Origin of the sequence: Pedobacter aquatilis (assembly GCF_032678425.1) — a bacterium.
Taxonomy (GTDB): Bacteria; Bacteroidota; Bacteroidia; order Sphingobacteriales; family Sphingobacteriaceae; genus Pedobacter; species Pedobacter aquatilis_B.
Genome location: NZ_JAVTSG010000003.1, coordinates 255799 through 270414, shown reverse-complemented (window position 1 = coordinate 270414; position 14616 = coordinate 255799). Strand labels below are relative to the sequence as shown.

Here is a 14616-nt window from a genome sequence, read left to right as displayed (position 1 = left end):
TGAAAAATATACCATTGATGTATCTTAAAAACCTTTTAACATTTATTATTTGCTTAATAGCAATCAATTCTATTGATAATCAAGCATTTGCACAAGAATATAAAATTAAAACAATTGTTATCGATGCCGGACATGGTGGTAAAGATGGTGCAACTCATGGCGTTTATTCAAAGGAAAAAGACGTTGCTTTAAAAACAGCTCTTAACCTTGGCAAAGCTTTGCAAGATAGCATCAAAGACATCAAAGTAATATATACCCGCCAAACAGATGTTTTTATACCATTATATGAGCGTATAAACATCGCCAATAATGCAAAAGCCGATTTATTTATTTCGATACACTTAAACGATATGCCTGTAAGGGTTTCTCGTGTGGTTGATTATTACAAGAAAGTGAAGGGTAGAAAAGTTCCGGTTTACCGCACCATCACTTCAAAAAGTACCTCAACCAGAGGAACAGAAACATTTGTTTCGGGTACTGGCAGGTTAAATGAGCAAGATGAAGTTATAAAAAGGGAGAATGCTTCTATGTTTTTAGAGGATAACTATCAAAAAAACTATGAGGGCTTTATCGCGAATACTCCTGAAAATGACATTATGTTATCCTTAATGAAACAAACCAACCGCGATAGGAGTTTAAAGTTTGCATCTATGATTCAACAAGAATATGTTGCTGCCGGAAGAATTAACCGTGGTGTACAGGAAAAAAGTTTGGCTGTTTTGGCTCGTGCAGCAATGCCTGCGGTCTTAACAGAGATTGGTTTTGTTAGTAATCCTGATGAAGAAGATTACATGAACTCGCCAGAAGGACAAACAGAAATTGTAAATGGAATTATTAAGGCGATAAAAAACTATAAACGTTTAGCCGAAACATCATTTTAATAAGATGAGATGAAGATAAAACTTCTACTATTACTTTGTTTCTTTATTTCCATTTTTCAATTTCAAGGAGTTTTTGCTCAAGGATATAAAATAAAAACTATTGTTATCGACCCAGGTCATGGCGGCAGAAAACCCGGTGCATCTGGAAGTGTATCAAAAGAAAAAGATATTGCCTTAAAAGTTGCACTAAAATTAGGCGCTAAATTAAAAGAAGATTTACCGGATATTAGAGTTATTTACACACGCACTAAGGATGTTGATGTGGATTTGTACCGAAGAGCAGAGATTGCAAATGAAGCAAATGCCGATCTATTTATATCGATACACTGCAATTCGATGCCACCCGGCAATAAACACATTAAAGGCGTCGAAACGCTGGTAGCAGGTTCTCACCGTTTAAAAGAGCAAGATGCGGCAATAAGGGAAAATGCCGATATTAAGCTGGAGAAAAATTACAAGAGCAAATATGATGGTTACGATCCCAATAATCCAGGAACATTTATTCTAATGTCTTTGCTAAAAAATACTTTCAGAGATAAAAGCATTAAATTTGCCAAACTGATACAAAACAGCTACATCAGTAGAGATGAAAGAGCAAGCCGAGGAGTTAAAGAACAAGGTTTACTGGTTTTACAAAGATGCGGCATGCCAGCTGTATTAACGGAAGTTGGTTTTATTTCAAACAAAGAGGAAGAGAAATACATCAACTCTTCAAATGGTCAGGATGAAATTGCAAGCTCGATTTTTGCTGCGATAAAAACTTACAAAAAAAACATTGAAGTAAAATAATTGGCACAAAAAATGGTAGCCTATTATTTAATTATCAAATAAAATAACATATACCAAACAAAAACCTTGGTGTAAACATTATCTATTATAGATACATTTGCATTAAATATAACGATAGCGCTCTGGCAGATATTAGTAAAACATTAACATTTGCGGCCACTAACAGAAGAACACATGAAAATTAAGAACGAAACCAAAGTAGGTATTTTAGCTGCATTTGCCATTGCTTTACTAATTATTGGATATAACTTTTTGAAGGGAAATTCAATTTTTTCTAGCGAAACTACACTCTTTGCAAGATACACACGAGTTGATGGCTTAACGGTTTCGAAACCGATTTTGATAAATGGTTACCAAATTGGCCGAGTTGCGAAATTGCAATTAGAGCAAGGTGGAACAATTTTAGCTACGCTTAGCATCAACAGCAAATACGATATTCCCGAAAATAGTATTGCCCGCTTAGAAGGCACCGACCTTTTGGGTAGCAAAGCGATTGTAATGTCTTTAGGCGATTCGAAAAAAATGGCTGAAGATGGTTTTACCCTAAACGCAAACGTTGAGAAAGGTTTAATGGAGCAAGTTCAGCCGGTACAGAAAAAAGCTGAACTGATTATTGGCAAAATGGATTCAATTTTGAGCAGTGTAAATTCAATCTTAAATCCTAATTTCCAAAAAAATGTTGATAAAAGCTTTAGCAGCATAGCTGGAACATTAGCATCGTTGGAAACAACATCTAAAAAGGTGGATGGTTTAGTTGGCTCAGAAAGTGCCCGTATTGATGCTATTTTTAAAAATGTTGAAGGCATAACTGCTAACTTAAATAACAACAATAAAAAGATTAGCGATATCTTAACAAATATCAATACAGTTACCGATAAGTTTGCTGCAGCTAATTTTAAACAAACTTTAGACAATGCAAATAACGCAATTGCTGATTTGCAAAGCGTTATTGGGGGTATTAAAGATGGTAAAGGTAGTTTAGGTTTATTGTTAAATGATGATAAGATGTACAATAATTTAAATAATGCTTCAAAGAATTTAGATGAATTAATGATAGATTTAAAAGCAAATCCAAAGCGTTATGTTCACTTCTCCGTATTTGGTGGTGGCAACAAGAAAGATAAGTAATAATTAATTTTCCATAATCTAAAAGCCTTGATGTTCTACTTCAAGGCTTTTTTTTATAACCAGAATTTCAGCATTTTCGGTATTATTAGGTTGGAAGCAATGAATTTTTAATTGGGAAAAATATGGAAATGAAAGTTCGGTATTCGTGGCGGCTTTCAGTCCTGCTTTCGCCTATAGTCCTCGCTCCGCTCCGGGCTATTTTGCTCAATCAGGTTTAGGTACAAAAGCTTGTGACTAAAGAAATAGACTGCAAGAAAGTATTACTCAAATGCTAAAGATATTTGCTTAGGCTCATTGCTGGTTGTATAAATCAACGGATAATATTGTCAATCAGCAGCAATTTTAAGGGAAAATTTACAACTGAAAAGTCTTTCCTTCAATAGCCAATTCGGTGTTTTCAAAAACGGATTGAGTTTCTTCTAACAGCATTTGCAGCGTTTTGTATCTGGAAGAAAAATGACCTATAATTAATTTTTTCGCATTATTAATTTTAGCCACCTCTCCTGCTTGTAAGGCAGTTGTATGATGCGTCTCATTTGCTCTATCTACTAAGTCGTGTGTAAAGGTTGCTTCGTGATAAAGGGTATCGCAATTTTTTATCGTGTCAAAATATCTTTCGTCGTAAAGTGTGTCTGAGCAGTAAGCGTAGCAGCGTGGCGCATCGGCCGGAGTGGTGTAATCTTCGCTTCTGGCAATATCACCGTTAGGTAATTCAACGTCAATTCCCTTTTTTAAAGCCGTGTAATAAGCCATTGGAATTTCTTCAGCTTTATCCTTAATTAACTTTCTTTGCCTTTGCTTTTGCTGGAAAACAAAACCGGTTGTCGGAATTCTATGATTTAAAATAATGGTTTTAACAACTAAATCATGGTTTTCAAATATCTGTACAGATTGTTCGGTATCGATTGGAAAAAATTCAATTGGATACCTTAAGGTTGTATCAGAGTATTTAAATTGGATTTCTAAAATTTCTAAAAGTGGCTTTGGTCCAAAAATTTGCATTGGCTTAATCCTACCGTTTAGATGTAAACTAGATAGCAAGCCAATCAGTCCGAAATAATGATCGCCATGTAAATGACTTATAAAAATATGATCGATTCGTGCCGCTTTTAGATTGTATTTTATAAGCTGTTGTTGAGTTCCTTCGCCGCAATCAATTAAATAATATTTTTCGTTACAATTTAAAAGCTGTGCCGATGGATTCCTGTTAAAAACGGGTGTTGCGGAACTGCTTCCAAGAATTGTAACTTCAAATTTCATAATTTTAAGATATAAAAAACCTCGTAGATTTTAGAAACTACGAGGCCAGTTTTTTTATTGATATGTTGCCTATTTAGCGCCTCTGAACTCCTTTTCCAACTCATCCATAAAGATGAAATCAGTAGCTTCTTCTAATGTATTAACAAACGTAACAGATTGAAATATGTTTGACAATTCGATAATTGGCGCAATTTCATCATTTATTCCGGTAACGATAAACAAGCCACCAGCCGATTTACAAAGTCTGTCACCAACTAAAAGGCTGCTTAAATCTTGTGCGTCGTTACATTCTTTGATATAGCTTAAATCAACAATAATATTCTTAAAACCTTCTGCATTAAGCAAGTATAATTCAGATTTTAACCCAGGTGCATTATCATTTGTAAACTTAGGTTCTTTTAACTTTAAGGTTACGTATTTATCGTGTTTATCTACCGAAAATTTCATCTCTTCTATATCTTTATTGTACTAATGTATAAAAATTTAAAGGGTTTGCAAAGCCTTTAAAACATTACTTTCTATACGATTGGAAATTGCATCAGCATCAGCTTTGATAAATTGCTCTCCCACAATCTTTTCATACAACTCAATGTAACGCTCAGATATCGAATTTACAATTTCAGGTGTCATTTCAGGTACAACTTGCCCGTCTTTACCTTGAAAACCGTTTTCTATAAGCCACTTTCTTACAAATTCTTTTGAAAGTTGCTTTTGAGGCTCGTTAGCATTTTGACGTTCCTGATAACCTTCAGCGTAAAAATAACGTGAAGAATCTGGTGTATGAATTTCATCGATTAAATAAATTACGCCATCTGCTTTGCCAAATTCATATTTAGTATCAACCAAAATTAAACCGCTCTTTGCAGCGATTTCAGTTCCACGTTGATATAAAGCGAAAGTGTATTTTTCCAGCATTTCATAATCAGCAATAGAAACAATTCCTTTAGCTAAAATATCTTCTTTCGAAATATCTTCATCATGCCCAACTGATGCTTTTGTAGTCGGCGTAATGATAGGTTGAGGTAATTTATCGTTTTCCTTTAAACCATCTGGCAAAGCAACGCCGCAAACAGAACGTTTACCTGCACTATACTCTCTCCAGGCATGACCAGCCAAATAACCCCTAATAACCATTTCAACCTTAAACGGTTCGCAAATACGGCCAATGGTAACCATCGGATCTGGAACTGCCAATACCCAGTTTGGAACAATATCCTGCGTAGCTGATAAAAATTTTGCCGCAATTTGGTTTAAAACCTGCCCCTTAAAGGGAATAGCTTCCGGTAATACAACATCAAACGCAGAAATGCGGTCTGATACAACCATTACCATTAATTTATCGGCAATCGTATAAACGTCACGTACTTTACCTTTATAAAAATTGCTCTGATTTGGGAAATTGAAATTGGTTTCTTTTTGTGCTTTCATGAGGGGATAAAAATAGGAAAAAAGTCTTAAAAGTCCGAGGATGGAAGACCGAAGTTGATAGATAAAATATAAATAAAAAACCTCATAGCTTGTGGCTACGAGGTTTAAATTATTTTAGTTCATTTAAAGCATTTTTAAAATCTGCATTAGAAATTATACCGATAAGTTTGTTCTTAACTTGAACATTAATCTTATCCCCTAATTTATAAAATTGAAGTCTGCCTTTGAAAATATGCTCCGTATTCGTTTCAGCAAATGAAAATAGCATTCTAAGCTTTTCCTTTCTGCAAACTAATTCTTCACCATTTTTAAAAACAATTAGCCTTATTTTGTGAGGTAATTTTTCGAAAGCAAGTTTGAAAGTATCGTCTAACAAAATATTCTCCATCTACTCTGAATTTTTTTCTTCGGTCTTCTGACTAAAAACTTCAGACTTTACTGTATATCACCGTAAGCTTTCAATATATCTTTAACCAATTTATGGCGAACAACATCTTCTCCGCTTAGATAAATAATATCGATGCCTTTGATATCTTCCAAAATCCTTAAACCATTAAATAAGCCTGACATTTGCTTTTTGGGTAAATCGACTTGAGTAACATCACCCGTAACAATAAATTTGGCGGTTGGGCCCATACGAGTTAAAAACATTTTCAACTGCATATCGGTAGCATTTTGCGCCTCATCTAAAATTACAAAACAATTATCCAAAGTACGTCCACGCATAAAAGCCAATGGTGCAATTTCAATTGTTCGGTTTTCGATGTAAAATTTCAGTTTTTCTGCCGGAATCATATCATCCAGGGCATCATATAGCGGACGTAAATACGGGTCAATTTTTTCTTTTAAATCGCCAGGTAAGAATCCAAGATTTTCCCCTGCCTCAACCGCCGGACGAGTTAAAATAATTCGTTTTATTTCCTTGTTCTTTAACGCTCGAACAGCTAAAGCTACTGCTGTGTAGGTTTTTCCAGTTCCGGCAGGGCCGATTGCAAAGAGAATATCGTTTTTTGCAATGCTGCTCACCATTTTGCGCTGATTAGCCGTTCTTGCCTTAACTAATAATCCATTTGTACCAAATACAATTACTTCTCCACCACCACCAGTTGGTTGCTCAACATCTTTTTTTGCTACGCCGCTTGCTTTTGCTCCAAGTATTGATTCTACATCGTTATTGGTCAAAGAGCTGTATTTTTCTAAATGCGTTACAAGTTGATTAAACTTTTCCTCAAAAGCCTTAAGTTCCTGTTCATCACCCAGTACCTTAACTTCACTACCTCTCGCAACCAGTTTTAATTTGGCGAACGAACCTTTAATCATTTCGTAATTCTCATTATTTGCTCCCCAAAAATGAGCAGGATTTACGCTATCCAGTGTTAATTTTAATTCGTTCAAATTATAGTATTTTAAAAAGTTATCGGGCTATATTAATTAAAATTTGAATATTTGCAGACGCTTACGCCTCCACACAAGAATAAGCAATAATAATGAATTTTTAATGGGGATAATTACTTTAACAACAGATTTAGGTTCGAAAGATTTTTACCAGAGCGCCCTTAAAGGTAGCCTGTTAAGTCTTATGCCTAATGTTAATTTAGTTGACATAACCCACGAAGTTCCATCATTTAATATTTCTTATGCGGCATTTGTTTTAAAGAATGCTTATCCGTACTTCCCTAAAAATACGGTTCATTTGATTGGAATTGATTCCGTTTATAGCGAAAACACCAAATATATTGCCGTTAAACATCGCGAACATTATTTTGTAGGTGCAGATAATGGCATTTTTTCTCTGCTATTTGATGAATTGCCAGAAGAAGTTGTTGAACTGAATATTATGCAGGATTTGAAATACCTTCACTTTCCTTTGGTTGATATTTTTGTAAAGGCGGCAACTCATTTGGCCAAAGGTGGTAAATTAAAAGATATTGGATTACCTGTAGCAGAGATTGAACAGAAGATGCTTTTGCATCCTGTAATAGAGCGAGATATCATTCGTGGAAGCGTTGTTTACATTGATACCTTTTGCAATGTGATTACCAATATCACGAAAGACTTATTCACAAGAATTCAAAAAAATCGAGATTTCACCTTGTATTTTAGAAAAAGCGAAACCATTACCCAATTAAGCTGGCATTACAACGAAGTATCTGAAGGAGAAAAATTGTGCCTCTTCGGTATCAGCAATCATCTTGAAATCGCCATAAATAAAGGAAAAGCGAGTGGATTACTTGGTTTGCATTTGGGCGATATTGTTCGGGTAGAGTTTCATCCTTAGTTAAGTTCAGCAGTTTATTAGTTTAATTGTTCACTAGTCTGGTAGCTTAAATAGTATTTATACTAAAAGCCACCAATATACGGCCGTTATTGATGAAACTTTGCAAACCAATGAACTAATGACAAATGAACTCCATTAAACTAAGTTTCAAACAACTTCCAACCTTTCACGTTTATAGTACATGAAGAAATATTTTTACCTGTTCTACATACTACTAATGGGTTGCCAAACTTTTGCACAACAAGATACAACAGCCTATGCAGCACAACGAGTAAAAGTAAATAGTATGCTTGCAGAGCGAAGCCAAAAGTTTGGTCAATATGATGAAAGCTTAAACCAACGTACTGGAATATTTGGCTGGCAAACCAGAAAAGACATCAAAAATTCAAATGAAATTCTTCGTCAGGTGGTTTTAACCGACAATAATATTTTCAAAGAATTAAAAGTGTTAATGGATTACAAAGATTTGCAAAATGAACAAAAAGTTGCTGTAGCCGATAATTCGCAAGAAAGGATAGAAAATTATATGCGTTCTATCAAAAAACTTCAAGATCAAAATGAAGAACTTAAAAACGCAGCAAAACATAACGGCCAGGGAATATCAACCTATATCATCGCTTTTTTAGTATTAATTATACTTGGAGGGTTTTACTTCTTCAACAAAAGAATCAAAAATTATGAAAAAAGGATTGTTTAAGGCTTTGGCAAAGATTAACAAAATCATTTTACCAAGCTTATACAAGAAAGACCCAAGTAAGCTAACGAATATTCAAAAAGCTATTTTGGGCTATCGTTATTGGGTAACAACGAATGCATCAGATTAAAAAGGCCAACTAAACAGTTGGCCTTTCTTCGCCATGCTGAATTCATTTCAGCTTCTATATAAAAAAGACTCTGAAACAAGTTCAGAGTGACAGAAATAGCTTATTTCTTAAAATGCTCAATAATTAATGTTGCCAATTCCGTACCAATACGTTCTTGAGCTTCATTTGTTGATGCACCGATGTGTGGTGTTAGAGAAATTTTAGGGTGCGTTAAAATTGCTGCAAGAGGCGTAGGTTCATTATCAAATACATCTAAACCTGCAAAAGCAACTTTACCAGAATCAATCGCTTCAATTAAAGCCGGTTCATCAATTGTTCCACCACGAGAGCAATTTACAATGCCAACTCCGTTTTTCATTTTAACGAATTCTTCAGCACCTAAAATAGGCTTATCAGCAAAAGGTGTATGTAAACTCAAGAAATCACTTCCAGAAATTACTTCATCTAAAGAAACTGTTTTAATTGGAATACTTACCGATTTACCACCTTGAAAATCTAAAGTAATTTCAGATTCTGAAGCATATAAATCATAAGCCAAAACATTCATACCTAAACCTAAAGCAACCTTTGCCGTTGCACGACCAATACGTCCGAAACCGATTATACCTATAGTTTTACCACTTAGTTCAGTCCCTTTAGCATAAGCTTTTTTAAGATTATTAAATTGAGTAGAACCTTCAATTGGCATTTTACGATTAGCATCCTGTAAAAAACGAATGCCAGTAAATAAGTGCGAGAAAACCAATTCAGCAACAGATAATGAAGAAGCTGCTGGCGTATTCACAACGGCAACACCTTGGCTACGGGCATATTCAACATCAATATTATCCATACCAACACCACCTCTACCAATTAGTTTAATATTTGGAACGGCATCAATAAGCTCTTTTCTAACTTTTGTAGCACTGCGAACAGTAATAGCATCATAATTTCTTAAAGCTTCAGCTAATTGTTCTTGCGGGATAGTTTCAGTATCAACCTGAAATCCTGCTTTTTCTAATAATTCTTTACCGATGGGGTCAATTCCATCATTTGCTAATATTTTAATCATTGTTATGGATGATGATTCCGCAGATTTTTAGATTAGTAGGATTTTTAATATCCATGTTATCTGCGTTATAATTTAAAATTAATTTGCTTTTGCTTGGTTCTCTTCAAAAGTTTGCATGGCATCAATCAAAGCATGTACACTCGTAATTGGTAAAGCATTATACATAGATGCACGGAAACCGCCGACACTTCTGTGGCCTTTAATACCAACAATACCTTGCTCTTCAGCCAGTTTCAAAAATGGTTTCTCCAATTCAGGATTCTCCATTACAAAACAAATATTCATTCTCGAACGGTCTTCAACAGCGCAAGTACCTTTAAATAATGGATTACGGTCAATTTCTCTGTAAAGCGCTTCAGCTTTTTGCTTGTTTTCTTTTTCGATTTCGGCAACACCACCTTTAGATTTTAACCAACGAAGATTTAATAGTGCCACATAAATAGAAAAAACCGGAGGTGTATTGTACATTGAGCCATTATCAATGTGCGCCTGATAGTTTAACATCGATGGAATTTTACGGTCGATTTTACCTAAAACTTCATCCTTAACAATTGCTATTGTTAAACCCGCCGGACCAACATTTTTTTGCGCACCAGCATAAATCAAATCAAACTTCGATACATCGATTACGCGGCTCATAATATCCGAAGACATATCACAAACAACAGGAACATTGGTTGCAGGTACATCAAAAAGCTCTGTACCGTAAATCGTGTTGTTAGAAGTGTAGTGGAAATAAGCACTATCAGACGGAATTTCATAATCTTTAGGAATGAAAGTATAGTTTGCTTCCTTAGAAGATGCTACAACATTCACATTACCTATAAATTTTGCTTCTTTTAAGGCCTTAGTTGCCCAAACCCCCGAATCTAAATAACTTGCAGTTTGTCCGTCGCCCAATAAATTCATTGGCACCATAGCAAATTGCAAACTTGCACCGCCTTGTAAAAATAAAACGGAATAACCCGATGGCACGTTTAATAACTCTTTAACCAATTTTTCTGCTTCAGCAACAACAGCCTCAAATTCGGTTGTTCTGTGCGAAATTTCTAAAATCGATAATCCATCGTTAAAATCTAAAACTGCCTGTGCAGCTTGTTTAAACACTTCTTGAGGTAAAATACAAGGGCCTGCGCCAAAATTATGCTTCATCTTATTATATAAATCGTTACGCCGTAAATGTAAAATTTTTAAAGCACTAATAGGTAGAAAATCGTATCATAAAAAATTAAATTTTGTTAAAAATCAGGCTTCATTTTAGTATTTAATTACGGTTTTTGTAATTAAAACGTTTAACCAACGATTATGAAATTCCTTTTATTTAGAAAAGCAAGCACAGCAGCTAGTTTGATAAAACAGTCCCGCCATTTGCTCTAATCTTTTTATGAATGTACATTGATTTTGTAAGGTCTTTGCAACAAAAAGTATTTCCGCTTCTGTCGGGTTTAAATAAGTCAGTTCAGCATTTAATCGGAAAGTTTTTCATGAGAACTGTAAAATTCAACTAACATCAAATCGTATTGCTTGAGAAAGTAAAATCCTAAAATCTTTTAATCCATTAATCCTGTTCAATTTTTCAGTTTCACGATCAACTTTAAATTAAACTGTCTGCCGGTTAAATAATTTGGTATCGCATATTGTACATTATCAACATCCTTAAGCCATAAATAAGAAACGGTGTTGTTGATATTAAGCATATTAAAAACCTCAAAAAACAGAATTACAGAATTAAAATTTTTATCTAAAAATTTCGGTTTATGTCCAGCTGCATCATCCAAAAAATCTTTCGAGAAACCAATATCAATGCGTTTATAAGATGGAACGTAAAATTTATCCAAATACTTAGGTGTTTGCGATGGCCCAATTGGTAAACGAGAGCCGTAAAGCATGTTCAAATGCACTTTATAAGTAGGACTATTCAATAATTTATCTTGAAAGAAAATTGAAAGATTTAACCTTTGGTCAGTTGGTCTTTTTAAATAGCCAGGATAAATGATTGTGCCATTCTGCACGTAACTATCTCCAATAATATCTTCATTGGCATGCATTACCGACATACGAAAATAAGAAACCAAATCTTTTACAAACTCGCCCCCCACGCTAAAATCTGCACCGTAAGCATAACCTCTTGAAACTTCATTAGCTAAATATTTAATTCTCAAATTATCAATTTTATAAGGAATCAACCTATCTGAGTATTTAAAATAAGCTTCTGATGTAAATTTCAATCGGGTACCGAAAGCGTCAAAGGCATAATCGTAACCAATAGAAGTATTGTAAGAGCTTTGGGCTTTCTGATTATTATTCAATTCACCAGTAAAATCACGAATGGTTCTATAAGATGGCGGCTGCTTGTAAACACCTGCGGTAAACCTTAAAATTTTATTATTTGTATTCGGTCTGTAGGCAATTAGCAATCTCGGACTAACCAATAATTGTTTACTTAAAGAGTTGTAAGTTGCACGTGCACCCAGTTGAAGTTCTGCATAATTAGAAAGCGAATAACTATCCTGAACATAAGCACTATAATTTTTTATATCGATATTGTTTTCTACGTTAATTACATTTTGCAACACAATATTTCTCCCATTATTTGGCAAAATAAAACCTGCTGAATCCGTATAATTATATTCGTTTAATCGGTCATCAAATTTAGATTTATCAAATTTCAATCCCCAAGAAAAGACATGGTTGTCAAAATTTTGGTCAACCTTAATCTCAGAAGCGAAAATTTGGGTATTTAAACTATTTCTGCCGTAGTTATAATAACTGCCAACACCCTTATTTTTGGTAACCGGACCAAAATTTTGAATTGGAAAACTTGTATCTAATTCATCAAAAACATAACTTCCATTAATGTCAAACCGTTCTCGCTCTATTGTATTAAAATAGCTATTGATGAATTTGACAACCAAATTTGGTTTTGGAGAATATGTTGCCGTTATCGCGGAGCCTAAAGTCTGATAATCATCGATTTCTTGCCCAGTATAATCAACATTTAGTCTCAATGTAGTATTAAGTGTTCCAAATTGTGTCTCACGATTAGTTGGCAAAAGCTTGAATTGCCCTAAATTCAGATTCCCTAAAAGGCTAATATTAAACTTTGGCGTAAAATCGTACTGATACAAAACTTGCACATCGCCAAAATTCGGACTGTAAGTACCTTTTTCATCTTGCTTTATCAATACATTAGCGTTGTTTTTATAGCGTAAACCAGCAAGTAAAAAACTCTTCTTAAAAACCCGCTTTGCTGTTATAGAAGTATTTAAAAGACTGGTACTTAGAATGGTTTGGTTACTATCTGGTTTATCGTATCGTATATCTAAAACTGACGATAATTTATCGCCATACTTTGCTTCGAAGCCACCGGCAGAAAATTTGGCTTTACTAACCAATTCTGAATTTATAAAACTTAAGCCCTCCTGCTGTCCGTTGCGGATTAATACAGGTCGGTTAATCTCCACATCATTAATATAAATCAAATTTTCATCGAAATTACCACCACGAACACTATATTGCGCACTTAACTCGTTATTTGTAGATACACCAGGAAGCATTTTAAGCATCGTTTCAAAATTACCAGAAACCAAAGGCATAGAAGCAACATCGGCTATATTAATAGTTGTTGTATTGCTCAGCTGATTTTGTTTATCCGTAATATTAACTTGTTCTAATTCGTTAATATTGGCCACTAAATTTACTTGTTGCGTTATCCTTGCGCCAGAATGCTCATTGAATTTTAATGTTCGCGGCTGATAACCTAAAAGTGAATATTTAATGCTAAAAGTTCGCGATTTTGAATAGATGGTATACACACCGAATTCATCGGTAATTGTAGATTGAGCTTGCCCAAGAACAATTACCGTTACTTGAGAAAGCGGTAAATTCTCGTTATTGTAGACTATTCCAGAAACTCTAACTAATGGCTGAGCCACAGTAAAACCGCAACTAACAATCAACAAGAAAAGGATTAGTCGGAGTTGGAGCATTTGTTAGTATCAAGATAAAAGTATCGAGTATCAAGATTGACATTATGAGTATTAAATCAACCCGCCATAAACAAAACAATCTAGCAATAAACCAATTAAATGTTTACACTATTTTGCGCTAAACTTTTCATTTTAGAAATGGTTTCGGCTGGACTTTCAGTTGTAAAAATTGCACTTCCGGCTACAAAAGCATTAGCACCTGCCGACATTAATGTTCCAATATTCTGCAGTCCTACTCCACCATCAACTTCGATAATTAAATCTTCATTTCTCCCTTGAATCAACCGTTTCAAATCGCCGATTTTCTTGTAAGTATTATGAATAAATTCCTGCCCGCCAAAGCCAGGATTTACCGACATAATTAAAACCAAATCCAAATCTTCGATAATATCTTCTAAAGATAAAACTGGTGTATGAGGATTTAAAGCCACACCAGCTTTACAACCAGTGGCTTTTATCGCTTGTATTGTTCTATGCAAATGAGTGCAAGCTTCATAATGAACCGTAATTCTATCTGCACCTACCTTTGCAAACCACTCTACAAATCTTTGAGGTTTAACAATCATCAAATGCACATCCAAAGGTTTTTTAGCATATTTTTTAACCGCTTCAATTACTGGAAAGCCAAAAGATATATTCGGAACAAACGCACCATCCATAACATCAACATGAAACCAATCGGCTTCGCTTTGATTAATCATTTCAATATCGCGTTGTAGGTTGGCAAAATCAGCAGCAAGTATGGATGGGGCAATAATGTGTTTCATTCAATTTATTTTTATCGTCATTGCAAGGCACAAAGCAATCTCATTATAACGGAATGCAAAGATTGCTTCGTGCCCCGCAATGACGAATTGGTTAAACAATTTTACAGATAAGGCAAGTTACAAAACAAGTCTGAAAGTTCTAAATCAGAAAGAATGAACTTCGTTATAATTTCAAACAAAAAACCCCTTCAGTAAACTGAAAGGGTTTCAAATATATTTTC

The 14616-nt window shown here is 34.6% G+C and carries 15 protein-coding genes; 6 read left to right on the top strand and 9 right to left on the bottom strand.

What is annotated here, in order from left to right; all coding sequences use genetic code 11:
• The first annotated feature begins 17 nt into the window (after nt 1–17).
• From R2Q16_RS11160 to R2Q16_RS11150, 3 genes are all read left to right on the top strand, one after another.
• Nucleotides 18–881, top strand: coding sequence for an N-acetylmuramoyl-L-alanine amidase (locus tag R2Q16_RS11160; protein WP_316737669.1), 864 nt, complete (start codon nt 18–20; stop codon nt 879–881).
• Nucleotides 882–890: 9 nt separating this feature from the next.
• Nucleotides 891–1670, top strand: a complete 780-nt coding sequence (locus R2Q16_RS11155) for an N-acetylmuramoyl-L-alanine amidase (protein ID WP_316737105.1) — start codon at nt 891–893, stop codon at nt 1668–1670.
• A 174-nt stretch (nt 1671–1844) separates the two neighbouring features.
• Nucleotides 1845–2798: an MlaD family protein gene (locus R2Q16_RS11150; protein WP_316737104.1), complete on the top strand. Its 954-nt coding sequence runs from the start codon at nt 1845–1847 to the stop codon at nt 2796–2798.
• 354 nt (nt 2799–3152) lie between these two features.
• On the opposite strand, the gene R2Q16_RS11145 is transcribed toward R2Q16_RS11150, so the two are convergent.
• From R2Q16_RS11145 to R2Q16_RS11125, 5 genes are all read right to left on the bottom strand, one after another.
• A complete protein-coding gene (locus R2Q16_RS11145) occupies nt 3153–4058 on the bottom strand; it encodes a ribonuclease Z (RefSeq protein ID WP_316737103.1) in 906 nt (301 codons plus the stop codon).
• 69 nt (nt 4059–4127) lie between these two features.
• On the bottom strand, nt 4128–4505 hold the full coding sequence (locus R2Q16_RS11140; protein ID WP_316737102.1) for an STAS domain-containing protein: 378 nt from the start codon (nt 4503–4505) through the stop codon (nt 4128–4130).
• A gap of 36 nt (nt 4506–4541) precedes the next feature.
• Nucleotides 4542–5486: a phosphoribosylaminoimidazolesuccinocarboxamide synthase gene (locus R2Q16_RS11135; protein WP_316737101.1), complete on the bottom strand. Its 945-nt coding sequence runs from the start codon at nt 5484–5486 to the stop codon at nt 4542–4544.
• Nucleotides 5487–5595: 109 nt separating this feature from the next.
• Entirely contained in the window at nt 5596–5874 is a 279-nt protein-coding gene (locus R2Q16_RS11130; RefSeq protein WP_316737100.1) for a hypothetical protein, read from the bottom strand.
• A gap of 47 nt (nt 5875–5921) precedes the next feature.
• Nucleotides 5922–6881: a PhoH family protein gene (locus R2Q16_RS11125; RefSeq protein WP_316737099.1), complete on the bottom strand. Its 960-nt coding sequence runs from the start codon at nt 6879–6881 to the stop codon at nt 5922–5924.
• Nucleotides 6882–6984: 103 nt separating this feature from the next.
• Between R2Q16_RS11125 and R2Q16_RS11120 the strand changes: the two genes are divergently transcribed.
• The 3 genes from R2Q16_RS11120 to R2Q16_RS11110 all read left to right on the top strand — a co-directional run bounded on the left by R2Q16_RS11120 (nt 6985) and on the right by R2Q16_RS11110 (nt 8588).
• The gene (locus tag R2Q16_RS11120) at nt 6985–7764 is read left to right on the top strand and encodes an SAM-dependent chlorinase/fluorinase (RefSeq protein ID WP_316737097.1); all 780 of its coding nucleotides are present in this window, start codon (nt 6985–6987) and stop codon (nt 7762–7764) included.
• A 181-nt stretch (nt 7765–7945) separates the two neighbouring features.
• Nucleotides 7946–8461 carry a hypothetical protein gene (locus tag R2Q16_RS11115; RefSeq protein WP_316737095.1) on the top strand — a complete coding sequence of 172 codons (516 nt, stop codon included), beginning with the start codon at nt 7946–7948 and terminating at the stop codon, nt 8459–8461.
• A complete protein-coding gene (locus R2Q16_RS11110) occupies nt 8442–8588 on the top strand; it encodes a hypothetical protein (RefSeq protein WP_316737094.1) in 147 nt (48 codons plus the stop codon). Before R2Q16_RS11115 ends, R2Q16_RS11110 begins: the two co-directional genes overlap by 20 nt.
• 100 nt (nt 8589–8688) lie before the next feature.
• Here R2Q16_RS11110 and R2Q16_RS11105 read toward each other — a convergent pair whose 3' ends face one another.
• The 4 genes from R2Q16_RS11105 to rpe all read right to left on the bottom strand — a co-directional run bounded on the left by R2Q16_RS11105 (nt 8689) and on the right by rpe (nt 14395).
• A complete protein-coding gene (locus R2Q16_RS11105) occupies nt 8689–9639 on the bottom strand; it encodes a D-2-hydroxyacid dehydrogenase (protein WP_316737093.1) in 951 nt (316 codons plus the stop codon).
• 78 nt (nt 9640–9717) lie between these two features.
• Nucleotides 9718–10791 carry a 3-phosphoserine/phosphohydroxythreonine transaminase gene (gene serC, locus R2Q16_RS11100; RefSeq protein WP_316737092.1) on the bottom strand — a complete coding sequence of 358 codons (1074 nt, stop codon included), beginning with the start codon at nt 10789–10791 and terminating at the stop codon, nt 9718–9720.
• A gap of 416 nt (nt 10792–11207) precedes the next feature.
• The gene (locus R2Q16_RS11095; protein ID WP_316737091.1) at nt 11208–13628 is read right to left on the bottom strand and encodes a carboxypeptidase-like regulatory domain-containing protein; all 2421 of its coding nucleotides are present in this window, start codon (nt 13626–13628) and stop codon (nt 11208–11210) included.
• 95 nt (nt 13629–13723) lie between these two features.
• Nucleotides 13724–14395, bottom strand: coding sequence for a ribulose-phosphate 3-epimerase (gene rpe / locus R2Q16_RS11090; protein WP_316737090.1), 672 nt, complete (start codon nt 14393–14395; stop codon nt 13724–13726).
• Nucleotides 14396–14616: the final 221 nt, after the last annotated feature.